We start from the raw sequence: 22,302 nt of genomic DNA, 5'->3' as shown, positions 1-22,302 counted from the left end.
ATACAATCCGCCTGGTGAAACCTCGATTGGTCATGCTCATCTCCGGACGCGGCAGCAACATGGTGGCCGTCCTGGATGCGCTCGATGCAGGGGGTTGGCCCATCGATGTGGCTGCGGTGATCTCCAACCGTCCCGAGGCTCAGGGCCTGGCCGTGGCACAGTCTCGAGGCATTCATACCGAGGTCATCGATCACAAGGCTTTTGCGTCTCGTGAGGCTTTCGATGACGCACTGGCCCAGGCCATCGAGGCCCATGCGCCCGACCTCATCGTGCTCGCCGGCTTCATGCGCATTCTCACCACCCCATTCTGCGAGGCCTTTGCTGGCCGGCTGCTCAACATCCACCCCTCGCTGTTGCCCGCCTACAAAGGCCTCGACACCCACGCCCGGGTGCTGGCCGATGGTGGTCGATTCCATGGGGCCACAGTGCATGCGGTCACGGCCGAGCTCGACCATGGTCCCATCCTGGCCCAGGCCGTTGTGCCCGTGCATGAAGACGACACACCCAGCACGCTCGCGGCCCGCGTGCTCTCGCTCGAGCACCAACTTCTTCCCATGTCGGTCATCGCGGTGCTGGGAGGGCTCATGCGGCTCTCACCCGCCGGGTGGGTGGCTGGTTCCCCCCGACCCGGTTTTGAATCCTTTGAGTTCCGTCCTTGGCACGTTCACCCAAATCTCACGCACAGCCCCGACTAGACCGCCTGGCGGAATGGCTGGTGGCCATCTCTGGCTTCCAGCAGCCGGTGGACCAGTCACTCTCATCCCGCTTTCGCGCACACCCGTTTCTGGGGCCGCGTGAGCGCGCCTTCTTGGCCGAGTCGGTCTATGCCGCGGTTCGGCATTGGGGTGCGCATGCCAGCCTGCTCAGAGCAGAGGGCTTCAAGCCATCGGCCACCACCTATGCGCGGCGGCAGGCCATGCTCGCGGCCAGCCTGTCGGTGGGGGTGGACCGCATGGTCTCCGAGATCACCGAGGGCGAGCGGGCCTGGCTGCTGGCCGCCTTGGACAAGCTCGAGGCCGAGGCCCAGCCCGCCACGCGCCTGAGCCTGCCCAACTGGGTCTGGAATGACTGGGTGGCCCAATTGGGGCCCGAGGAGGCCCTTGCCTGTGGCCGCAGCATGCTCTCGCCTGCGGGACTCGACATTCGTGTCAACACGCAGCGGGCCAAGACGGCCGAGGTGCTGCAGGCCCTGCAAGAATTTGGCGTGGCGGCCCACAGCTCGACGGTGCTCGAGGAGGCCATTCATGTGGAGGGCAAGCCTGGCCTCCAGAAGATGGCGGCCTTTCTGGCGGGCGCCTTCGAGGTGCAAGACCTGGGCAGCCAGTTGCTGGCCCGATTGGCCGCGCCCAAGCGTGGCAGCTTTGTGGTGGATTACTGCGCTGGTGCAGGCGGCAAGACCCTGGCCTTGGGCGCCCTGATGCGCAACACAGGGCGGCTCTATGCCCTGGACCGTTCCGTCGCACGGCTCGCCCGCATCAAGCCGCGCCTGGCCCGCAGTGGCTTGTCCAATGTCTGGCCGATTGCCATCACGGGCGCCACCGACGACCGGGTCAAACGCCTTCGGGGCAAGGCAGAACTGGTGCTCGTGGATGCACCCTGCACGGGCCTGGGGACACTGCGCCGCAATCCCGACCTGAAATGGCGCCAGAGCCCGGAGTCGCTCGCGGAATTGGTGGCCTTGCAGGCCGAGATTCTGGAGGCCGCTGCCCAGCTGTGCGCCCCCCAAGGCCGGCTGGTCTACGCCACCTGCAGCACCTCGCGCGCAGAGAACGAGGACCAGGTGCAGGCCTTTCTCGCCCGACACCCGGAATTTGTCCAAGTCAGTTCATTGGAGCGGCTGGCGCAGCAGGGGGTGAGCCTGCCAGATCACTGGCAGGCCTTGGCCGATGGAGGCGCCATGCGGCTTTGGCCCCACCGCACAGAGACCGATGGTTTTTATGGGGCAATGCTGGTGAAGCAGCCGGTCTAGTGGGACAATATGCGGCGATAACAATCTCAAAGGATGCTGAATTGGAACAGCTGATCGATTTCCTGGCGTTTGGCCTCACCGGTTGGAACTGGCTCGCCATCGTTGGATTCACCCTGGTCGTCACGCACATCACGATTGCGGGCGTCACCATTTATCTGCATCGGTGCCAGGCGCACCGTGCTGTGGAACTACACCCCATCGTCTCGCATTTCTTCCGCCTGTGGCTGTGGCTCACCACGGGCATGGTCACGGGTGAGTGGGCCTCCATTCACCGCAAGCACCACGCCAAGTGCGAGACCGAGCAAGACCCGCACAGTCCTCAGGTGCTCGGCCTCTCCAAGGTCTTGTGGGAGGGTGCCGACCTCTATCGTGATGCGGCCAAAGACCAAGACACCCTCAGTCGCTATGGCCATGGCTGCCCAGACGACTGGATTGAGCGCAACCTCTACAAGCGCCACAGTGCCCTTGGCGTTGGAATCTTTTTGGTGATCGATGTCCTGCTCTTCGGTGTGGTGGGTCTCGCCGTGTGGGCCGTGCAGATGGCCTGGATTCCCTTCTTTGCTGCCGGCATCATCAACGGTGTGGCCCATTACTGGGGCTATCGCAATTTCAAGAGCCCAGACACGAGTGCCAACATCATTCCTTGGGGCATTCTCATTGGTGGTGAGGAACTGCACAACAACCACCATGCCCATGCCACCTCGCCGAAGTTGTCGGCCAAGTGGTACGAGTTCGACATTGGCTGGCTCTACATTCGCCTGCTGTCGTTTGTTGGCCTGGCCAAGCCGCGAGCCCTGCCACCGGCCGTTCGCATGGACCCATCTCGCATGGAGATCGACGCAGAAACCATTCGGGCTGTGCTCTCAACCAAGTATGAGCAACTGGCCCGCCTCTCCAAGCTCGTGGCCAAAGATGTCTCGCGGCCGTCCACCGATCTGAAAGAGAGCTTCGAGGCCATCTGGGCTCAGCGCAGCCTCACACTGGAGCAGGCCGTTGCAGCGCTCACACACTGGTGTCAGCAGGCAGAGGCCAGTGGCGTGGCGGCCTACCAGGAATTCGCCCGACGCATTCGGTCGTTGCACTTGGGCGGCGCCACCGCTTAACGCGCTTGTAACCGCACAGCACCCTTGCTGTCGGTGACCACCACCTGCGTTCTCGATGGCTGAATGGTGAGCCGCGTGCCAGCCTTGGGCTCGGCCGTCAGGTTGTTGAGCTGTTTCAGTGTGGCCACGCTCATTCCAAATCGGCGGGCGATGCTCGCCAGCGTGTCTTTCTTGCGCACGCGGTACACCTTCGCGGGCAGTTGGACCCGCTCCACCGTCTTGGCCCCCGAGAAGCGGGCGAGCACCTGCTCAACCATCGCATCGTCCTGGCTTGAGACAATCGGGGCCAGCAGCACGGTGCCGGGCATCAGCACCTGTCGAGGGCTCTTGAGGCCATTGGCCTGCGCGAGCTCCTCTGGGCTGATGGTGCTTTTGTCAGCAAGGCTGCGAAGGCTCTCACCCTTCTTGAGGGTGTAGGGGGCCCAGCTCACCAGCGGCTTGCCCGCCGCCTGATGGCGATCTAGGTTGGCCTGATACAGGTCGGCCTTCTCGATGGGCAGAATGATTCGGTTGGTGCGGCTCACGGTGATGACCGGCCGGCGCAGTTGGGGGTTGAGCATCCGAAAATCCGTCAGGGGAAGCTCGGCAAACTCGGCGGCCAGGGCGAGGTCCACGGACTGGCTCTTCTCGATGGCCGTGAAGTAAGGACGGTCTTCCACATGGGGCAGCTTCACACCATAGCGTTGGGGGTCGCGCAGCACGTTGCGCAGGGCAACAAGTGCCGGCACGTAATGTCTGGTCTCGCGCGGAAGCTGAATGCTGAGGAAGTCGGCGGGCTTGCCCCGCGCCCTGTTGGCCTTCACCGCCCGCATGACGGCGTTCTCGCCTCGGTTGTAAGAGGCCAGTGCCAGGAACCAGTCGCCGTTGTGAAGGGTGTGGATCTTGTCGAGGTATTCGAGGGCTGCTCGTGTGGATTCAATGATGTCGCGCCGTTCGTCTCGCCACCAGTCCTGGGAGAGCTCAAAGGCACGGCCAGTGGCGGGCATGAACTGCCAAAGGCCCGCGGCCTTGGCCCTGGAGGTGGCCTCTGGGTTGAAGGCGCTCTCAACGATGGGCAGCAAGGCCAGTTCACTGGGCATCTTGCGCGCGTCGATCTCTTCCATGATGTGGTGCAAGTAACGGCCGCCTCGGTCGAAGACCCGCTCGAGGTATTCAGGGTTGGAGGTGATGCGACGAATATGGGACTGCAGCACCCGATCGGGCAATTCCGGCAGTTGAAAGCCCGCCTGGATTCGAACCAGGAGGTTGCCGGGGGGCTGACTGGGTACGGGCGCCGTGGCCGCAGGCTTGGCGGCAGGGGGCACAGATGCGCTGGCGATGGGTGCCATGACGGCGGTTTGGCCGCCGCCAACCGAGGCATCGACCACGGGTGCGGAACCGGCCTCGGACATGGGCACGGTGGCACAGCCCGCCAGCAACCCCAGCAGCAGCGCGCCGGCCAGCGCGCGGTTAAGCCGCACGAAAGACATCCTTGGCTGCGCGAAGGGATGCAAAGGCCGATGCATCGGGCGCCCACAGGAAGGGGTTGGTCGCCTGCTCGATGGCCATGCGCGAGGGCAGGGTGGACTGCCCCTTGTCGCGTCGTGCACGAACCTCGGAGAGGCGCGCCTGAATGGCTGCATGCTCGGGGTGCACATGGGCTGAGAACAGCAGGTTGCCCAGGGTGTACTCGTGGGCACAATGCACGGCGGTTTCGGCCGGCAGGCCCTTCAAGCGCTGCAGCGACTGGTGCAACTGGACCGCGGTGCCGCCGAGCAGCCGCCCGCAGCCACCTGCAAAGAGGGTGTCGCCACAGAAGAGCAGTGGGCCAGACGCCCCCATGGCGCCGAAGTAGGCGATGTGGTCTTGGGTGTGGCCGGGCACCTCCATGACAGAGAGCTGAATGCCCAGGCCATCGAAGGCCACGGCATCGCCCTCTTGCACCGTGCGGTTGACCCCGTGGGGCACACAGGCAGCAGGCCCGACAATGGGGAGGTCGATGTTCGTGAGGGGCGCCCGGGCCAGGAGGTCTTGAATGCCACCGACATGGTCGGCATGGTGGTGCGTGATGAGAATGCCCGCGAGCTTGAGTCCATGGGCCTGAAGGTGAGCCAGCACGGGCGCAGCCTCGCCCGGGTCGACCACCACCAGCTGGTCGCCGTCCTGTAAGCCCCAGATGATATTGTCTGTGAATGCTGGAATCTCAACGATCGGCACACCGGTCTCCTTTCGTGTGGCAAGGCCCTCTATTGTGACGCGAGTTGCAGCCAACCCGTTCCAAGCCTGGGAAAAATGGTTCGAGACCCCTGCGGGGGCGCTCCTGCGCGACACCGAGCAGGCCTGGCTCGATGCCCGATTGCAGGACCGCTTTGGCTACCAGGCCTTCCAGATGGGCCCGGAGGGCGTGGACGCGCTTCGTCAGAATCGCATGGCCTGCCGCGCCCGGCTTGCACCCTTTGCAGCCTTGTCTGAAGACGAGCAGCTCGTCTGTGATCCGGCTGCACTGCCGGTCGAGTCCGATTCCACCGACCTGCTCGTGCTGGTGCACTGCCTTGAGATGGTGGGAGACCCCCATGGCCTCCTGCGCGAGGCCGAACGCATTCTCATTCCCGAGGGCCAGTTGGTCATTCTCGGGTTCAACCCGTTTAGCCTGTGGGCCGCGCACCGCCCCCGGGCGGTCACCCAGTGTCCGCCCATGGAGGGCAAGTGGCTCTCGCCGGCCCGGGTGCGTGACTGGTGCAACCTGCTGGGGCTCTCCATCGATGGCGGCTGCTTTGGTGTGTATCGCCCCATGGTCTACGAGGCGGCCTGGTCGCAGCGCTGGCGTTGGATGGATGCGGCCGGCGCTCGCTGGTGGCCCGGCCTGGGTGCCACCTATTTGCTCACGGCGGTTAAGCGCCGCACGGGCCTGCGGGTTTTGAGTCCGACCTGGAAGAGGACGAGTCGACGGGCCACCTCGGCGGCCGTGGCCAGGCAGGCATGAACAGGTTGTGCGAATGAAGGCGCCATGTGATCAGGTCGTGCTCTACACCGATGGTGCCTGCAAGGGGAACCCCGGGCCCGGCGGCTGGGGTGCTTTCATGGTCTGCCGCGGCAAGACCCAGCGGCTCTGTGGCGGTGAGCCCATGACCACCAACAATCGTATGGAACTCACCGCGGTCATTGAGGGCCTGCGGGCCCTCAAGCGCGGCTGCGAGGTCACGATCTTCACCGACTCTCAGTACGTGAAGAATGGCATTGAGTCCTGGATCCACAACTGGAAGAAGAAGGGCTGGAAGACAGCCGCAGGCAAGCCCGTGCTGAACCGTGAACTCTGGGAGGCTTTGGATGAGGCCTGCGTATCGCATCACGTAAACTGGAAGTGGGTGAAGGGACATGCCGGCGACCCGGGCAATGAGGAGGCGGATCGCCTCGCCAACGAAGGCATTCCCCTCACCAGCAGACCTTAAGGATTCTCGACTTGCCACTCATCACGCTTCAGACCATTCGCAGCCGGCCCCGGTGGGTGGTGGCCGCGGTCGTGCTGCTCTTGTTGCTTGGGCTCCTGGCCTGGCGCATGGGCTGGCTCAGGGGCGGTGATGCGGGCAGGGCAGGCCAGGACGCCATGCCACCGGTGCCCGTGGAGGTCTCGCTTGTGGTTAAGAAGACCGTGCTCGACCAGCTCTCGGTCACCGGCTCCTTCATGGCCGTGGAGTCGGTGGACCTTCGTCCCGAGGTGGCCGGCCGCATCGCCGAGATTCGTTTTCGCGACGGGCAGCAGGTCAGTCGCGGCATGCTGCTCATTCGGCTCGACGACAGCGTGGTGAAGGCCGAGCTCGCCCAGGCCCAGGCCGAGGCCGAGCTCGCCTTGTCGAATTACCGCAGGGCCCAAGACTTGTTCGCACGCAATTTCATCAGTTCTCGAGCCCTCGATGAGGCCAAGGCCAATTCCGAGATTGCCGCAGCCAAGCGAGACCTCTTTGAGGCCCGTCTCCAACGCACCCAGATTTCCGCACCATTTGCAGGTCGGGTGGGCCTTCGCCAGCACAGCCCCGGCGACTATGTGAAGGATGGCGAGGTCGTGGCGGTGGTGGAGGACACCTCTCGGCTCTACTTCGACTTCCGCGTGCCCGAGCGCTATGTGGGGCGGGTTCAGGCGGGTCAGTCGGTCTCCATTCAGACCGATCAACTCCGCGAGCCCATCGTGGCCCGTGTCACGGCGCTGGATGCGCGGGTGGATGCCGAGGGCCGTTTCTTGCAGCTGCGGGCCGTGGTGCCGAATCCGTCGGGCAAGTTGAAGTCGGGCTTGTTTGCGCGGGGCCGGCTGGTGCTCACGGAGCGGGCCGAGGCCCTGGTCATCTCCGAAGAGGCCATCGTCGGTGAGCAGCGTGGTTTCTTTGTGTGGCGTGTTCGCGAGGGCAAGGTTGAGAAGGTGCCTGTTCAATTGGGCACCCGCATGGAGACCGAGGTCGAGATCCTCTCGGGCCTGGCCGAGGGCGACCAGGTGGTGATTGCCGGCCAGCTCAAGATTCGACGCCCGGGCCAGCCCGCCAAGGTGCTGCCCACACCAAATGCACAGGGGACGCCGCCGGCTGCGAAGGGGCCCCCGCCCGCTGCGAAGGCATCCCCGCCCGCCAGCCCATGAGGATTTCTGAGATCTGCATTGAGCGGCCTGTCTTTGCGACAGTCCTCTCGCTGATCATCACCCTCATCGGCCTGGTGAGTCTCTCCAAGCTCTCGATTCGCGAGTATCCGCGCATCGATGAGCCTGTGGTCACCGTGAGCACAGACTACCGAGGAGCCTCACCCGAGATCATCGAATCTCAGGTGACCAAGCCGCTTGAAGATTCCATCGCCGGCATTGAAGGCGTGGAGATCCTCACCTCTATTTCGAGGGCCGAGCGCTCGCAGATCACCGTTCGCTTCTCGCTCGACCGCGACCCAGACTCGGCCGCCTCCGATGTTCGAGACCGTGTCTCGCGGGTGCGCTCTCGTCTGCCCACTGAGACCAGCGACCCGGTCATCTCCAAGGTGGAGGCCGACGCCCAGCCCATCATCTGGCTCACCTTCAACAGTGAGACCCTCTCGCTGCTCGAACTCTCCGACCTCGCCAATCGGGTGGTCAAGCCCCGGCTGCAGACCCTGCCGGGCGCTTCGGATGTGCGAATCTTTGGAGACCGCCGATACGCCATGCGCATCTGGGTGGATGCCCAACGCATGGCGGCCCGTGGCCTGGTGATTCAAGACCTGGAAGAGGCCCTTCGGCGTCAGAACATCGAGGTGCCCTCGGGCGCCATTGAAACGCCGGGCCGGGAGCTCTCGGTGCTGGCCCCCACCGATCTCCAAACTCCCGAAGAGTTTGAGTCGATCGTGCTCAAGGCCCCGCGTGGCTCATCGGCCCTGGTGCGACTGCGAGATGTCGCTCGGGTCGAGATTGCGCCCGAGGACTTGAAACGGGTGGCCCGCTTCAAGGGCCGCACCACCGTGGCCATGGGTGTGATCAAGCAGGCCACGGCCAATCCGCTCACGCTGTCATCTGCGGTTCAAGAGGCCTTGCCCAGTGTGCTGGCCGACCTGCCCGCCAGTGTCGACCTCGAGGTGGCCAACGACTACTCGGTCTTCATCGACCGCTCCATTCGTGCCGTGGTGACGACCATTGCCGAGGCCGTGCTGCTTGTGGGCCTGGTGGTCTTCGTGTTTCTCAAGAGCTTCCGGGCGGCCATCATCCCGATTGTCACCATTCCTGTGAGCCTCATTACCAGCTTCGGCATCATGTATGCCCTGGGCTTCTCGGTGAACACGCTCACGCTCCTGGCCATGGTCTTGTCGATCGGCATCGTGGTCGACGATGCCATTGTGGTGCTCGAGAACATCTCCCGGCACATCGAAGATGGCATGAAGCCGATTGCGGCCGCCTTCCAGGGCATGAAGGAAATCAGCTTTGCCGTGGTGGCCATGACCCTCACCCTGGCCGCGGTCTTTGCGCCCATGGCCTTCTCTGCAGGCCGCACGGGACGGCTCTTTACCGAGTTTGCCCTCACGCTGGCGGCGGCCGTGCTGGTCTCGGGTTTTGTGGCCCTCACGCTCTCACCCATGATGTGCTCGCGGCTGCTTCGCCATCAGCCCAGGCCGCCCGAGGGCACGCCGCTGGGCCGCTGGGCACGGTTCTCTAATGCCTTTGATCAACGCTTCGATCAGATGGCCAGTCGCTATGCCAGCCTGCTCACGGGCCTGCTGAGTCGCCGCGCGCTGGTGGCGGGCGTTGGTCTGGGTGTCGCAGCCATTGGGGTGCTCTTCTTCAATCTGGTGAAGAAGGAGCTCACGCCGGTGGAAGACCGCGGCTTTCTGGTCGCGGTGATCAGCGCACCCCAGGGCAGCTCCATCGACTACACCGCCCGCTATGCGCTGCGCCTGGAAGACATCTTCGCCAAGGTGCCCGAGGTCGAGAAGTACCTGGTGATTGCGGGCAGCCCCACGGTGGACAAAGGCATTGCCTTTCTGCGGCCGGTGCCATGGGAAGACCGCTCCCGCAGCACCCAAGAGATTGCAGCCCAGGTGCAGCCGCAGGTGTTGGCCATTCCTGGTATCAATGCCTTTGTGGTGAATCCGCCCTCGTTGGGCCAGAGCGTGCGATCGCGCCCCATTGAGGTCGTGGTGCTGTCGTCGGCACCCATGCAGGAACTTGCTGCGGTCACGGAGCAGCTTCGGCTGGAGCTGCTCAAGAGCCCGAAGCTGCAGGGCGTGGACACCGACCTGCAGATCACCAAGCCAGAGCTTCGCATCGACATCGACCGTGAGCGCGCGGCCGACCTGGGCGTGTCGGTGGAGGCCATCGGCCGCACCCTGGAATCCTTGTTGGGTGGTCGACAGGTCACGCGCTTTAAGCGAGGCAATGAACAGTACGACGTGATTGTGCAGTTGGAGGCCGAAGGCCGAAACACGCCAGAGGACATCAAGGGGCTGCTCGTTAGGGGCCGAGATGGCCAGATGGTCTCGCTCTCCAGCCTCATTCAGATTCGAGAGACCGTGGCGCCGCGGGAGCTCAATCACTTCTTGCAGCAGCGGGCGGTGTCGATCTCGGCCAACCTGGCACCCGGAGCCACCCTGGCCGAGGGCCTCGAGGCGGTGGAGACCACGGCGCGCGCCATGCTGCCCTCCGACTATCAGCTCGACTACAACGGCCTGTCGCGGGAGTTCCGAGACTCGCAGGCCACCATTTTGTTTGTCTTCATCCTGGCCTTGCTGTTCATTTACCTGGTGCTCTCGGCCCAGTTCGAGAGCTTCGTGTTCCCGTGGGTCATTCTGGTGACGGTGCCCTTGGCGCTTGCCGGCGCCCTTGGCACCATCTACCTCACCCAAGGCTCGCTCAATGTCTACTCACAGATCGGGCTCGTGGCCCTCATTGGACTGATCACCAAGAACGGCATCCTCATTGTGGAGTTTGCCAATCAGTTGCGTGACCAGGGCCGCAGTGTGGTTGAGGCCACGCTCGAGGCCACAGCCCTGCGCTTTCGCCCCATCATGATGACCACCGTCTCCACGGTCTTTGGCGCCTTGCCCTTGGCGCTGGCCACCGGCCCCGGGGCCGAGAGCCGCCGAGAGATCGGCTGGGTTATTGTTGGGGGCATGAGCATTGGCACGCTACTCACCCTCTTTGTTCTGCCCACCATTTATGCCTGGGTTGCATCATGCGTTACGTCGTCCTCGACACCGAAACCACAGGCCTAAGGGTCGAGGAGGGCAACCGCATCATTGAGCTCGGCTGTGTCGAGCTCACCAACCGGCGTGCGTCTGGCCGGCAGTTCCACCGGCTCATCAATCCCGAGCGCGAGATCGAGGCCGGTGCCACCGAGGTCCATGGCTTCACCTGGGCCGACCTTCAAGCCGAGCCCCGCTTTGCGGATGTGCTGCAAGACTTCCTCGAGTTTGCGCGCGGCGCACACCTGCTCATTCACAACGCCCCCTTCGACCTGGGTTTTCTCGATGCGGAGTTTGAGCGGCTGGGCCAGCCCAGCCTTACCACCGTGGTCGATGGCGTGACCGACACCTTGGCCATGGCCCGAGAACTGCATCCGGGTCAGCGCAACTCGCTCGATGCACTCTGCACCCGATACGGTGTCTCGAATGCCCACCGGCTCAAGCACGGGGCCCTGCTCGATGCCGAATTGTTGGCCGAGGTCTGGCTGGCCATGACCCGTGGCCAGGAGACCCTCGACATCCAGCAGCACTATGACGACGAACATGGTTCGGGTGGTCGGCTCGACCTCTCCACCCTCGACCTGCGGGTGATTGAGCCCACCGCCGAGGAGTGGGCAGCCCACGAGGCTGTGCTCGATGACATCGCCCGGGTCTGCGGGGGCACGCCCGTCTGGAGAAAAGCATGCGCCTCCGATTAACTCGCCGGGGTCAGTCCCACGAGATTCCGGGCGACCAGGTGCTGCGCGTGGTGGCGTTCGAGGGGCTGTCGCTCATGCCCAGTGGGCCTGGCTGGCTTGGTACGGCCGCAGGCTACCCGGTCTTTGTACGGGAGCCAGAGCGCAGTGCTGCTGGGCTGGGCACCTCAGAGCACATCGCGCAAGCGGCCAGCGCCCCTGAGCCGTCCCCGCCCGCAGCCCCGTCGGGCCCGCCACCCGCCTGGGTGGTGGTGATGCGGCCCAATGGCGACCTTCGAGAGGCCCTCTTTGCGGATCGTCTAGACTGGAGCCAGGATGACTAGCATGCGACATTCTTGGATGGACCTCACCCTGGTGGAGGCCCTGCGCGGCAGGGCCCGACGTGCGCACACGCTCTTGTTCTTGGGGTTGGTCTGTTTGTTGTCCGCCTGGCTCATGAATGCCATGCAATGGTTCTGGCTGCCGCCGGCGGCACCGGTTGCAGTGCCGGCTGAAGGCGCGCCCGTCGGCCTGCACGCATCGGTCTGGGCCTGGCTGGGCGGTTTCTTCGAGGGCCATGCCCAGGGCTCGGTGCGCGGCATGCGCATCGTGAATGACTGGATGACCACCGGCCTGCCCGGCTGGGTGATCTGGGTGCCCGCAGGCCTCCTGTTGTGGCTGCTCGCGCTCATCGACCTCGCCGTGCTTGGCCTGTCCATTCGCCGGCAGTTGGCAGCCTCCGCAGCCATGCTCGTGGAGCCTGAAGGCCTCCTGCGCGAGACGCCGAGCCTTCCCACCGACAACACCCTGGTGGCGCCCGTGCTCATCGACCCCCCGTCAGACACACCCAGCCCAGCGGCCGCCGCCGAGTCCAACCCCTCTCTCGATGCCGTGGAATCTCAGCTCTACAGCGCAGAGCATCAGCTCGAAGGCGCTTTGTCCGCGCTTGCCGTGGCCCGTCACGGCCTGCTGAACTTGAGCCTCGACCCCGATGGCCCGCACCGAGACGATGACATGCAAAAGGCCCGGGCCTCGCTCGACCAGGCGGAGCAGGCGCTCACCAAGCTTCGAGGCCAGCAGCACGCGCTGATCGCGGGGCTGGTGGGCCTGCGCCGCCATGTCCATTAACCCGTCGGTCACGGAGGCACTCGACAGCCTGCTTGCGGGCCTCGACAGCCTGCGGGCCGAGCGAGACGACCTCACGGCGGCCCAGCTCTCAGGCCGTGCCTTGGCCCCCATCGATCCACCCGCAGCGCCTGCAGCCCCGTTGGTGCGGCCCGTTCGCAGGCCCACCGAGGCCCTCGATGCGGCCCGGCTCTTGGCCCTCATGGCCTCCAACATGGGGTCTGCGGCCTCCCCGGACCTCGCCGAGAGCGCGTCCGTGCTGCTGCGCCGTCTCTTGCGACAGCGGTCGGTCTTGGTGCCCAAGCTGCACGATGCAGCCCCAGGCATTCGGGTCTCCCCACGCATGGGTGTGCTGCTCACGCGGCTGCCGGCTGGCCATGTCTGTGCGGTGGAGTCCGATCCGCAGCGCTTTCTCTACCTCACCCCGCGCGGCCAGGAGCCCGTCGATTCGAGCGAAGACCTGTTGGCTTTGGTGCGTGCGGCCGCGCCGGTGGGCGAGACGGGCCTGGTGGGTCCATCCACCTCCGAGATGGTGAGTGTGAGCCTGCCGCGACTGCCCGAGTGGGCCATGGTGGTTGTTCAGGGTGAGGCCTGCAGCCTGGCTCCTCCAGCCCCTGACCATGCACAGGCCGCCGTGGCCTGGCTGGATCAGCGTGTTCCGGGGCACACAAGCCTTCTGGGCATGGCCTGGCTTCAAGATGGCCGCTGCCTGCCGCTGCTGGCCAGGCGGGCCGACTAGACCTCGCGTCGGGCGGCTTGCCCTTCTCGGGGCCTCTCAGCCTTAAAGCGTCTTGATGAGAATCTGGGATTTCCGATCCCAGTTGTAGTGCGCCTGCCGTGAAGTGGGCAGGGCATCGACCGAGGCCACCTTGAAGCCACGCTTCATGAACCAGTGGGTGGTGCGTGTGGTGAGCACAAAGATGCCCGAGAGGCCAGCCGCCCGCGCCTGGGACTCAACGCTCTTTAAGAGCCGCTCGCCGTCGCCCTGCTCCCGGGTCTCCGAGCGCACCATCAGGCAGGCCAGCTCACCCAGTGGGGTGTCCTCAAAGACATAGAGCGCGGCGCAGCCGAAGATCACGCCGTCGTGTTCGATGACCGTGAACTTGTCGATGTCGCGTTCAATGGTGGCCCGGCCCCGGGGCACCAGGGTGCCATCGGCCTCCAAGGGCTCGAGCAGCGAGACAATGGCCGCCACATCGTCGACCGATGCAGGCCGAAGGGCCTCCAGGGTTTCTTCCACGAGCATCATGCCCACCCCATCGTGGGTGAAGAGCTCGAGCAGCAGGGCGCCGTCCATGGCGTAGGGCACGAGGTGGGCTCGGGCCACACCACCGCGGCAGGCACGAAGGGCATGGCCCAGCGTGAAGCCCGCCTCCTCCGAGAGCGAGCCCTGGGCGAGCAGACGCTCGGCCTCGTCCTCAGAGACTTCGGCCAAGGCCCGGTTCTCCAGCTTGGGCAGGCCATCCTCGGAGCACAGGAAGATGAGCTTGTCGGCATCCAGGGCTATGGCCAGGCTGGTGGCCACGTCTTCCAGGCTGAGGTTGAAGGCCTCGCCGGTGGGCGAGAAGCCCAGTGGGGGCACGAGCACGATCGAGCCGCCGAGCAGGGCCTGCCGAATGGAGTCGGTCTCCACCTTGCGCACCAGGCCGGTGTGCTCGAAGTCCACGCCATCGACAATGCCCACGGGCCGGGCCGTGACGAAGTTGCCACTGATGATCCGGATGCGTGAGTTGCCCATGGGCGTGTTGGGCAGGCCGGCTGAGAAGGCGGCCTCGATGTCGAGTCGCAGCTCGCCGGCGGCCTCCTTGGCGCACTCCAGGGCCGCGCGGTCGGTGATCCGCATGCCATGGCTGTAGCGGTCTTCAATCTGGCGCAGCCGCAGCTGTTCCTGCACCTGCGGCCGCGAGCCGTAGGCCAGCACAATGCGCATGCCCATGGCCTGCAGCAAGGAGAGATCGTGGACGAGTGTCTCGAGCTGGTTGTCGATCACCAGCTCGCCGGGGAAGGCCACCACGAAGGTCTTGTTGCGAAAGGCGTGGATGTAGGGCGCGACCGACCGAAGCCAGCCCACGAAGTCGGGCCCGATGTCGGGCTGTGTGATCGGTTCGGTCTGCATCGCGCGATTATAATTTTTCGGTGACTTCCTGCTCAGGCCCAGACGAAAAGCGGTTTCGCGATCGGGCCCAACACCTCGGCATCACCTTTGATGAGAGCCTTCCGGTCTCGAAGGTCTGGACCGAGATCGCCCATGCCATGGTGCAGCACCCGGTGATCATCGTCTGCGGCGAGACCGGTTCGGGCAAGACCACCCAGCTGCCGAAGATTGCGCTGGCGGCTGGCCGCGCGGCCAAGGGCCGCTCGATTGCCCATACCCAGCCGCGGCGCCTGGCGGCCACCTCGGTGGCCCGCCGGGTGGCGCAGGAACTCGGCTCCGTGCTTGGCGAGCCCAATGCCAAGGTGGGCTACAAGATCCGGTTTGCCGATCGATCGCGGCCGGGCATTCCCATCAAGCTCATGACCGACGGCATGCTGCTGGCCGAAATTCAGTCCGACCCGGGCCTCGAGGCCTACGACACGATCATCCTCGACGAGGCCCACGAGCGCAGCCTCAACATCGATTTTTTATTGGGCCACCTGCACGGCCTGCTCGCGCGCCGCCCCCAGTTGCGACTGGTCATCACCTCTGCGAGCCTGGAGGCCGAGAAGTTCGCCAAGCACTTTGGCCAGGCGGGCCAGCCCGCCCCCATCATCGAGGTGTCGGGCCGTCTGCATCCGGTGGAGACCCGCTGGCGGCCTGCGCAGGATGAGCGCACCGACCTCATCGACCGCGTGCTCTCGGGCGTCGAGGAGGCCCTGACCGACCATGCGCGGCTGGCTGCCCAAGACGTGCTCGTCTTTCTGCCCGGAGAGCGAGAGATTCGGGCCGTGGTCGATGCCTGGCGCGATCGCCGGCTCGACCCGCAGGTGGAGCTCTTGCCCCTCTTTGGCCGACTGGCCCAGGCCGATCAAGACCGCGTCTTTCGGCCTGGGGGGCGCCGCCGCGTGGTGCTGGCCACCAACCTGGCCGAGACCTCGCTCACGGTGCCGGGCATTGGCTATGTGGTCGACACCGGCCTGGCCCGTGTGAAGCGGTATCGGTATCGGGGCAAGGTGGAGCAGCTGCTCATCGAGCCCATCAGCCAGGCCCAGGCCCTGCAGCGGGCGGGTCGTGCGGGCCGTCTCACGCCGGGGGTCTGCATCCGGCTCTATGCCGAGGATGAATTCAAGCAGCGCGCAGCCCACCCCGAGCCCGAGATCCATCGCTCATCGCTCGCCTCGGTGATTCTGCGCATGAAGGCCTTGGGCCTGGATGCCATCGAGGCCTTTCCCTTTGTCGACCCGCCCTCCAAGAAGGCGGTGGCCGATGGCCTCATGCTGCTCAAGGAGCTCGGCGGCCTGGACCGCGAGGGCCAGCTCACCGAGGTGGGCCGACAGCTTGCAGGCCTGCCCCTGGACCCTCGCCTGGGCCGCATGCTCGTGGCCGGCCGCGAGCGGCAGTGCCTGCAGGAGATGCTGGTGCTGGTCACGGCCTTGTCCATTCAAGACCCGCGGGATCGGCCGCTCGATCAGCAGGCCGCAGCCGACACCGCCCACAAGCAGTTTGCCGACCCGCGCAGCGAGTTCATCTCCTGGCTCAAGCTCTGGGCCTTCTGCGATGAGGCCCTCTCACACGACCATTCCAATCGGCAGAAGGAGGCGCGGCTTCGGTCGGCCTTCTTGTCGCCCATCCGAGTGCGCGAGTGGCGCGACCTGCATCGGCAGATCACCGACTGGGTCTTGTCGCAGGGCTGGCGAATCAACACGGTGGCGGCCGATTACAACAGCCTTCACCAGGCCATTCTCACGGGGCTGCTCTCGAACATTGGCATGCGCATCGAGACTGCCCAGCCACCGCTCTGGCAAGGCGCACACGATGTGAAGTTCGCTGTCTGGCCGGGCTCGCATCTCTCCAAGAAGCCACCCAAGTGGCTCATGGCGGCCGAGCAGGTCGAGACCAGTCGCCTCTTTGCCCGCACCATTGCGGCCATTGAACCCGAGTGGGTGGAGGCCGCCGCAGGCCCGCTCATTCGGGTGTCGTACTCCGAGCCGCACTGGGAGAAGAAGGCCGGCCGGGTGGTGGGCTACGCGCGGGGCGTGCTCTATGGCCTGCCCATCTTTGTGCGCCGACGCCTGGCCTGGGCCCAGTTGGGCGAGGAGCAGGCACGCGAGGCCCGGCTCATCATGATTCGTGAGGGCCTGGTGCAGGGCGATGCCACGCTCGAGCTGCCCTTTTTCGAGCACAACCGTCGGCTCATCCACGAGGTGGAGCGGTTGGAGCAGCGGGCCCGTCGGCAAGACCTGCTGGTCGACGATGCCTTGATCGAGGCCTTCTACGACCGTTGGATTCCGGCCTCGGTGAACGACTTCGATGGCCTGCGGCAGTGGTGGCGTCAGGCCTCGCGTGAGCAGCCCAAGCTGCTCTTCCTTCGGCGAGAAGACCTCATGCGCCACCAGGCCGACGGTGTGACCTCCGAGGCCTTTCCCACCGTGCTCGAGCAGGGTGGCCTGCGGCTCGCACTCGATTACCGCTTCGAGCCAGGCGCTGCAGACGATGGCATGGCCATCACCATTCCGCTGGCCAGCCTGAATCAGGTCGATGCGGTGCAGATCGATTGGCTCGTGCCCGGCATGCGCAAGGAGAAGGTGCTGGCCTTGCTCAAGAGCCTGCCCCAACGGATTCGCCGGCATTGCATCCCGCTGCCCCAGCAGGTGGACGACTTCTGTGCCCGTTGGCAAGACCGCGCAGGCAGCATGCCCTTGCGCAAGGCCTTGGTGCAAGACCTGCGCGAAGACAAGGGCCTCACGGTGGCCTTGGAAGACTTCAAGCTCGAGTCGGTGCCACTGCACTTGCAGCCGCTCTATGTGGTGGTCGATGCCCATGGCCGTCGGCTTGGCCAGGGCCGAGACCTCATGGTGTTGCGCGAGCAACTCGGCGGCCAGGCCCAGGCGGCCTTTGCGCCCACGCGGGATGACACAACCCACCGCGACTGGTCCTTCGGTGCGCTCGAGTGGCCCATGACCATCGAGGTGGCGGGCCAGTCGCTGCTGGGCTATCCCGCCCTGGAAGACTGCGGCGACCACGTAAAGCTCTGCGTGCTCGACGACCCCGGCAAGGCCAAGCAGCGGCATCAGCTCGGCCTCATGCGGCTTCTGGCCCTGGCCCTCAAGGACCAGGTGCGCGCCTTTCAGAAGGAGCTCGACCGCAACCGCGCGCTTCTCTTGGCCTGGACGGCGGCGGCCCGATCGGAAGACCTGCAGACCGAGCTGCTGCGGCTGAGCCTGCGCCGTGCATTCCTTGCGGGCGACTGGCCCGTGGATGCCGCCGGCTTTGAGGCCTGCCTGCAGGCGGGCCGCCCCCGTTTCTTGCTGCTGGCCCAAGAGGCGCAGCGCTGGTTGCTGGCCGTGCTCGAGGCCCATCAGCAGATTCAACGCCGGCTGGGCGGCGCCAAGTTCCCGCAGCCACTGGTGCAAGACCTGCAGCAGCAGCTCTCGGGCCTGCTGGGCCCGAGCTTTGTCTCTACGCTGCCGGATGACCGTGCCCGCCACCTGCCGCGCTATTTGCAGGCCGTGGCCCTGCGGCTGGACAAGCACCGGGCCGACCCTGCCCGAGACGCCCAGCGCCTGTCCGAGTTCGATCAGGTGGCTCGGCCGTTCTGGCGTTGGGCGGCCTCACACCGCGGCGAGTGGTCGGAGCCCATCGAGGCCTTTCGCTGGAGCCTGGAGGAACTGCGGGTCTCGCTCTTTGCCGAGGGCCTCAAGACGCCCATGCCGGTGTCTGTAAAACGGCTGCAGAAAACCTGGGGTACGCTCGCGCCACACCTTCACGCCTAAGCCCACACGACCACCACACGAACACCATGCGACCACCACTGACCATTGGCCTCTACATCAACGGCGATGAGATTCTCTCGGGCAAACGAGAGGACCGCCATTTCCAGAAGGCCAAGGAAATTTTGGGTGCCAGGGGCCTGTCGCTCTCCTGGGTGGTCTACCTGGGCGATGACCGCGCGCGCTGCACGAACATGCTGCGGCAAAGCTTTGCCACGCAAGACCTGGTTTTTAGCTTTGGCGGCATTGGGGCCACGCCCGATGACCACACCCGGCAGGCCGCGGCCGAGGCCCTGGGCCGTGAGCTCGCCCTGCACCCAGAGGCCGCAGACCTCATTGCCCAGCGCACCGCCGAGGCCAATCAGCCCCTCACGCCCGAGCGGCTGCGCATGGGCGAGTTCCCGGTGGGTGCGCAGATCGTGCCCAACCCCTACAACAAGATTCCGGGCTTTGCGATCGACCGTCACTACTTTCTGCCGGGCTTTCCCGTGATGGCCTGGCCCATGATGGAGTGGGTGCTCGACACCTTCTATGCGGAGTCCTTTGGGGAGGCGGCCGAGGTGGACCGCTCCATGGTGGTCTACAAGCTCTACGAGGCGGCTGTGACGCAGTTGCTCGAGGAGCTCACGGCCGACTATCCCGAGCTGCGGGTCTACAGCCTGCCATCGGCGCCGTCGCCCACCGACCCCAATGCCCGGCGCCACTTGGAGCTTGGGCTCAAGCAGCCATCGGTTGCAGCCTCGCTTCCCGATGCAACAGCCCGCTTCGATGCAGCCTATGCGCGGCTGCGGGAGGGTGTGCTGCAACTGGGCGGTGAACTCGGCGACGAGCGCGTCGCCACGCGTTAGAGCCCCCTCGATCCCCGCCGGGCACCACCTCTCGCAGTCTGTCTACAGCAGGCTCCGCACCGCTGCCGCTGGCCGCCTCACGCGCTGCGGCCACCCCTGTCTGATTTCCGGCGGCATGAATGATGCCTCCCCTTTGGGGGTAATATCGGGCTCCCTCAGATCTGAATGCGATAGGGCTCGATTTGGAATTTTTTATTCAAAGTGGGCTGTAAGCAACAGAAATAATTGAACTTTTTGTTGCATTTCCGAGTTTCGCTGGTAGGATGGCGACGACTTGCTCCTAACAAAGGACTGGATTTGTTTGATCTGAAGAGTTCCATGGGTGTTCGGCGAGTGTTGCGAGGCGTCTGCGTCGGGGCGATGAGCCTTGGCCTCGTGGCCCCCGTGGTGCCCGTGGCGGCCCAGGCGAGCACCTCGTCCGCGGCCCCCAAGCAACCCGCGAAGCAGGCGCAGGCGCCCAAGCAGGCAAAGCCTGCCAGCAAGCCCCAACAGACCAAGGCGCAGCAAAAGAAAACCCAGCAGGTCAAAAAGAAGTCGCAACAAACCAAGAAGGTCGCCCGAACGCCCCGCAATCCCAACGACCGCATGTCTGCCGGCAGCAAGCTTGGTCTGCAGTCGGCCATGACCGAGGCGAGCCTGAAGTCCAGTTCAGTGCTGGTGGTGGATCAGATCTCTGGCGAGATTCTCTTTGAGAAGAACCCCGACTCGGTCCTGCCGATTGCCTCCATCACGAAGCTCATGACGGCGCTGGTCGTGGCCGAGGCCGACCTGCCCATGTCTGAGATGCTTCGCATCACCCAGGAAGATGCAGACCTCGAGAAGGGTGTGGGCTCGCGACTGCGCGTGGGCACCCAGCTCACCCGAGGTGAGCTCATGCACCTGGCACTCATGTCCTCCGAGAACCGCGCCGCCCATGCCCTGGGCCGCGCCTACCCCGGGGGAATGGATGCCTTCGTGGTGGCCATGAACATCAAGGCACGCCAATTGGGCATGTCGGCCACCCAGTTCACGGAACCCACGGGCCTGAATGCCGGCAATATCTCCTCCCCGCGCGACCTCGTCCGGCTTGTGGAAGAGGCCTACCTCGTGCCGCTCATTCGCGAGTACTCCACTGCCCAGAACCTCATGGTGCGGGTGGGCAGCCGGTCACAACAATTCCGAAACTCCAATGCACTGGTGCGCACCGAGGCCTGGGAGCTGGGCCTCTCGAAGACCGGATTCATTCGGGAAGCAGGCCGCTGCCTGGTCATGCAGGCGGAGGTTGAGCGGCGCCCGGTGATTCTGGTCATGCTCGACGCACCGGGTACGCAGCACCGCTTGCGTGATGCTGAGATGATTCGGCGCTGGCTGATCCAGCAGGCTGAAAAGCCCAACAAGCTCGCCCCCAAGCCACCCGCAGCCTAAGCTCGTCGCAGCCTAAGCTCCCCCCAGCGAGTTGGAAATCTCCAAGGCGGTTTGCCGCAGGGCGTCCACCCAGCCATCGTTGGCCCGGTCTGCGGGCGCTGAAATGGAGAGGCCCGCCACCAGGTTGCCCGCATCGTCCCGAATGGCTGCGGCAATGCAGCGCACACCCATCTCGAGTTCTTCGTTGTCGCGGGCAAAGCCGTTGGATCGCACGAGGTCGAGCTCTTTCTCCAGTTGCTGCACCTCCGTGATGCTGTTGCGGGTCTGGCCAGCCAGACCCGTGCGCATGCTGTAGGACCGAACCGAGCGGGCATCTTCCACGGCCAAAAAGAGTTTGCCCGTGGAGGTGAGGTGCAGTGGCGCTCGCCCGCCAATGGCACGCACCACCTGCATGCCAGAGCGCTCACTCACGGCGCGCTCCACATACACAATTTCATCGCCCTGGCGCACCGCCAGGTTGATGGTCTCGCCCGTGAGCTTGTGCAGTTCCCGCATGGGGCCCGCGGCCGCGTCTCGCACATTGAGCCGCGCCTTGACCAGGTTGCCCAGCTCCAGCAGCCGCATGCCCAACTGGTAATGGCCCGGCTCGGTGCGGTCGACCATGCGAACAATCACCAGGTCGTTGAGGATGCGGTGGGCCGTAGAGGGATGCAGGCCAGTGGCCAGGGACAGGGCCTTGAGCGAGACCGGCTCCGACTGCCGTGCCAGGACGTCTAAGAGCGCGTTGAGCCGCTCGATCACTTGAATCGAGGGGCTGGCGGGGACGACGGGTGAGGACGTGAGGCTCATAGGGACTTTGTGGTGGCAGAATGGAAGTTTACAAAGGGATGTCGTTCATGTCTGTAGAAATCACGCCAGTTGTGCCATCGAACCCCCGCGTGGCGTTCTATGTGACATGTCTGGTGGACCTCATGCGGCCCGAGATCGGCTTTGCAGCCATCAAATTGCTCGAGCACTCGGGCTGCGAGGTGGTGGTGCCTGAGGGCCAGACCTGCTGCGGCCAGCCCGCCTACAACGCGGGCGACCGAGCGGCCGCCCACCGGCTGGCCGAGCGTGTGCTCGAGCAGCTCGAAGGCTACGACTATGTGGTCGTGCCATCGGGCTCCTGCGGGGGCATGATCAAGACGCATTACCTCGAGCTCTTCTCAGACGACCCGAGCCTTCGCACCCGCATGAACGAGCTCGCGCCCAAGGTCTATGAGCTCACCGATTTCCTCTCCACCGTCATGAAGCTCGAGGACATTCCCGGCCGCGCCGAAGGCTGTGTCACGTATCACGACAGCTGCAGTGGCCTGCGCGAACTCGGTGTCCAGGCCCAGCCGCGGGCACTGCTCTCGAAGATTCCCGGCCTCACGGTCACAGAGATGCGCGACAGTCGAGGCTGCTGCGGATTTGGCGGCACCTTCGCCTTGAAGTACGGCAATGTGTCCGCGGCCATTGCCGATGAAAAAATATCAAACATTCAGGCCACCGGTGCCCAGGCCGTGGTGCTTGGCGACCTCGGCTGCATGCTGCACATCGAGGGCCGGCTGCGCCGCATTGGCGATGACAAGACCCAGGTGCTGCACGTGGCAGAAGTGCTCGCAGGCGAGCTTGGCGCAACGCGGCCTTAAGGA

Annotated in this window: 19 protein-coding genes; 15 read left to right on the top strand and 4 right to left on the bottom strand. The window is 65.0% G+C overall.

The window, feature by feature from the left end:
* Positions 1-32: 32 nt before the first annotated feature.
* The 3 genes from purN to AC8GDA_RS06640 are packed head-to-tail and all read left to right on the top strand — an operon-like array spanning position 33 to position 3,072.
* Complete coding sequence (gene purN, locus AC8GDA_RS06650) at positions 33-695, top strand: phosphoribosylglycinamide formyltransferase (protein WP_506557213.1); 663 nt, start codon at positions 33-35, stop codon at positions 693-695.
* A complete protein-coding gene (locus tag AC8GDA_RS06645; RefSeq protein ID WP_506555749.1) occupies positions 656-1,969 on the top strand; it encodes an RsmB/NOP family class I SAM-dependent RNA methyltransferase in 1,314 nt (437 codons plus the stop codon). Before purN ends, AC8GDA_RS06645 begins: the two co-directional genes overlap by 40 nt.
* Positions 1,970-2,010: 41 nt before the next feature.
* Positions 2,011-3,072: a DesA family fatty acid desaturase gene (locus tag AC8GDA_RS06640; protein WP_506555748.1), complete on the top strand. Its 1,062-nt coding sequence runs from the start codon at positions 2,011-2,013 to the stop codon at positions 3,070-3,072.
* On the opposite strand, the gene AC8GDA_RS06635 is transcribed toward AC8GDA_RS06640, so the two are convergent.
* A complete protein-coding gene (locus AC8GDA_RS06635) occupies positions 3,069-4,532 on the bottom strand; it encodes a transglycosylase SLT domain-containing protein (RefSeq protein ID WP_506555747.1) in 1,464 nt (487 codons plus the stop codon). The two genes, AC8GDA_RS06640 and AC8GDA_RS06635, sit on opposite strands and share 4 nt — an antisense overlap.
* Positions 4,522-5,268, bottom strand: coding sequence for a hydroxyacylglutathione hydrolase (gloB, locus tag AC8GDA_RS06630; protein ID WP_506555746.1), 747 nt, complete (start codon positions 5,266-5,268; stop codon positions 4,522-4,524). Before gloB ends, AC8GDA_RS06635 begins: the two co-directional genes overlap by 11 nt.
* A 34-nt stretch (positions 5,269-5,302) precedes the next feature.
* Here gloB and AC8GDA_RS06625 point away from each other — a divergent pair, with 34 nt between their 5' ends.
* Genes AC8GDA_RS06625 through AC8GDA_RS06590 form a run of 8 tightly spaced genes read left to right on the top strand, consistent with a single transcriptional unit; the run spans position 5,303 to position 13,266 of the window.
* Positions 5,303-6,034 (top strand): methyltransferase domain-containing protein, encoded by a 732-nt coding sequence (locus tag AC8GDA_RS06625; RefSeq protein WP_506555745.1) that lies wholly within the window; start codon positions 5,303-5,305, stop codon positions 6,032-6,034.
* Positions 6,035-6,047: 13 nt separating this feature from the next.
* Positions 6,048-6,500, top strand: coding sequence for a ribonuclease HI (rnhA, locus tag AC8GDA_RS06620; RefSeq protein ID WP_506555744.1), 453 nt, complete (start codon positions 6,048-6,050; stop codon positions 6,498-6,500).
* Between the two features lie 11 nt (positions 6,501-6,511).
* The gene (locus AC8GDA_RS06615) at positions 6,512-7,675 is read left to right on the top strand and encodes an efflux RND transporter periplasmic adaptor subunit (protein WP_506555743.1); all 1,164 of its coding nucleotides are present in this window, start codon (positions 6,512-6,514) and stop codon (positions 7,673-7,675) included.
* The gene (locus AC8GDA_RS06610; RefSeq protein ID WP_506555742.1) at positions 7,672-10,758 is read left to right on the top strand and encodes an efflux RND transporter permease subunit; all 3,087 of its coding nucleotides are present in this window, start codon (positions 7,672-7,674) and stop codon (positions 10,756-10,758) included. Before AC8GDA_RS06615 ends, AC8GDA_RS06610 begins: the two co-directional genes overlap by 4 nt.
* Entirely contained in the window at positions 10,719-11,426 is a 708-nt protein-coding gene (gene dnaQ / locus AC8GDA_RS06605; protein WP_506555741.1) for a DNA polymerase III subunit epsilon, read from the top strand. Before AC8GDA_RS06610 ends, dnaQ begins: the two co-directional genes overlap by 40 nt.
* Entirely contained in the window at positions 11,411-11,746 is a 336-nt protein-coding gene (locus tag AC8GDA_RS06600; RefSeq protein ID WP_506555740.1) for a hypothetical protein, read from the top strand. Before dnaQ ends, AC8GDA_RS06600 begins: the two co-directional genes overlap by 16 nt.
* 1 nt (position 11,747) lies before the next feature.
* Positions 11,748-12,530 (top strand): hypothetical protein, encoded by a 783-nt coding sequence (locus AC8GDA_RS06595; protein ID WP_506555739.1) that lies wholly within the window; start codon positions 11,748-11,750, stop codon positions 12,528-12,530.
* Positions 12,520-13,266 (top strand): hypothetical protein, encoded by a 747-nt coding sequence (locus AC8GDA_RS06590; RefSeq protein WP_506555738.1) that lies wholly within the window; start codon positions 12,520-12,522, stop codon positions 13,264-13,266. Before AC8GDA_RS06595 ends, AC8GDA_RS06590 begins: the two co-directional genes overlap by 11 nt.
* A gap of 42 nt (positions 13,267-13,308) precedes the next feature.
* Here the strand turns inward: AC8GDA_RS06590 and argA are convergent, their stop codons facing one another.
* On the bottom strand, positions 13,309-14,643 hold the full coding sequence (gene argA, locus AC8GDA_RS06585) for an amino-acid N-acetyltransferase (RefSeq protein WP_506555737.1): 1,335 nt from the start codon (positions 14,641-14,643) through the stop codon (positions 13,309-13,311).
* Between the two features lie 20 nt (positions 14,644-14,663).
* Between argA and hrpA the strand changes: the two genes are divergently transcribed.
* From hrpA to AC8GDA_RS06570, 3 genes are all read left to right on the top strand, one after another.
* Positions 14,664-18,437 carry an ATP-dependent RNA helicase HrpA gene (gene hrpA / locus AC8GDA_RS06580; RefSeq protein ID WP_506555736.1) on the top strand — a complete coding sequence of 1,258 codons (3,774 nt, stop codon included), beginning with the start codon at positions 14,664-14,666 and terminating at the stop codon, positions 18,435-18,437.
* 38 nt (positions 18,438-18,475) lie between these two features.
* The gene (locus AC8GDA_RS06575) at positions 18,476-19,282 is read left to right on the top strand and encodes a competence/damage-inducible protein A (protein ID WP_506557212.1); all 807 of its coding nucleotides are present in this window, start codon (positions 18,476-18,478) and stop codon (positions 19,280-19,282) included.
* Positions 19,283-19,642: 360 nt separating this feature from the next.
* Positions 19,643-20,686 (top strand): serine hydrolase, encoded by a 1,044-nt coding sequence (locus tag AC8GDA_RS06570; RefSeq protein ID WP_506555735.1) that lies wholly within the window; start codon positions 19,643-19,645, stop codon positions 20,684-20,686.
* Between the two features lie 12 nt (positions 20,687-20,698).
* Here AC8GDA_RS06570 and AC8GDA_RS06565 read toward each other — a convergent pair whose 3' ends face one another.
* Positions 20,699-21,475, bottom strand: a complete 777-nt coding sequence (locus AC8GDA_RS06565) for an IclR family transcriptional regulator (protein ID WP_506555734.1) — start codon at positions 21,473-21,475, stop codon at positions 20,699-20,701.
* A gap of 47 nt (positions 21,476-21,522) precedes the next feature.
* Between AC8GDA_RS06565 and AC8GDA_RS06560 the strand changes: the two genes are divergently transcribed.
* Positions 21,523-22,299: a (Fe-S)-binding protein gene (locus AC8GDA_RS06560; protein WP_506555733.1), complete on the top strand. Its 777-nt coding sequence runs from the start codon at positions 21,523-21,525 to the stop codon at positions 22,297-22,299.
* Positions 22,300-22,302: the final 3 nt, after the last annotated feature.

The sequence above is a fragment of the Hahnella aquatica (SeqCode) genome (assembly GCF_965194505.1).
Lineage (GTDB): Bacteria > Pseudomonadota > Gammaproteobacteria > Burkholderiales > Burkholderiaceae_A > Hahnella > Hahnella aquatica.
The sequence above is the reverse complement of the archived record's forward strand: the minus strand, read 5'-3'. Positions and strand labels throughout refer to the sequence as shown.

Excerpts from the sequence above, each read along its gene's own strand:
- AC8GDA_RS06565 (WP_506555734.1), bottom strand. The coding sequence starts at position 21,475 with ATGAGCCTCACGTCCTCACCCGTCGTCCCCGCCAGCCCCTCGATTCAA.
- dnaQ (WP_506555741.1), top strand. The coding sequence starts at position 10,719 with ATGCGTTACGTCGTCCTCGACACCGAAACCACAGGCCTAAGGGTCGAG.
- AC8GDA_RS06570 (WP_506555735.1), top strand. The coding sequence starts at position 19,643 with ATGAGCCTTGGCCTCGTGGCCCCCGTGGTGCCCGTGGCGGCCCAGGCG.
- AC8GDA_RS06595 (WP_506555739.1), top strand. The coding sequence starts at position 11,748 with ATGCGACATTCTTGGATGGACCTCACCCTGGTGGAGGCCCTGCGCGGC.
- AC8GDA_RS06590 (WP_506555738.1), top strand. The coding sequence starts at position 12,520 with ATGTCCATTAACCCGTCGGTCACGGAGGCACTCGACAGCCTGCTTGCG.
- rnhA (WP_506555744.1), top strand. The coding sequence starts at position 6,048 with ATGAAGGCGCCATGTGATCAGGTCGTGCTCTACACCGATGGTGCCTGC.
- argA (WP_506555737.1), bottom strand. The coding sequence starts at position 14,643 with ATGCAGACCGAACCGATCACACAGCCCGACATCGGGCCCGACTTCGTG.
- AC8GDA_RS06560 (WP_506555733.1), top strand. The coding sequence starts at position 21,523 with ATGTCTGTAGAAATCACGCCAGTTGTGCCATCGAACCCCCGCGTGGCG.
- AC8GDA_RS06600 (WP_506555740.1), top strand. The coding sequence starts at position 11,411 with ATGCGCCTCCGATTAACTCGCCGGGGTCAGTCCCACGAGATTCCGGGC.
- AC8GDA_RS06610 (WP_506555742.1), top strand. The coding sequence starts at position 7,672 with ATGAGGATTTCTGAGATCTGCATTGAGCGGCCTGTCTTTGCGACAGTC.
- purN (WP_506557213.1), top strand. The coding sequence starts at position 33 with ATGCTCATCTCCGGACGCGGCAGCAACATGGTGGCCGTCCTGGATGCG.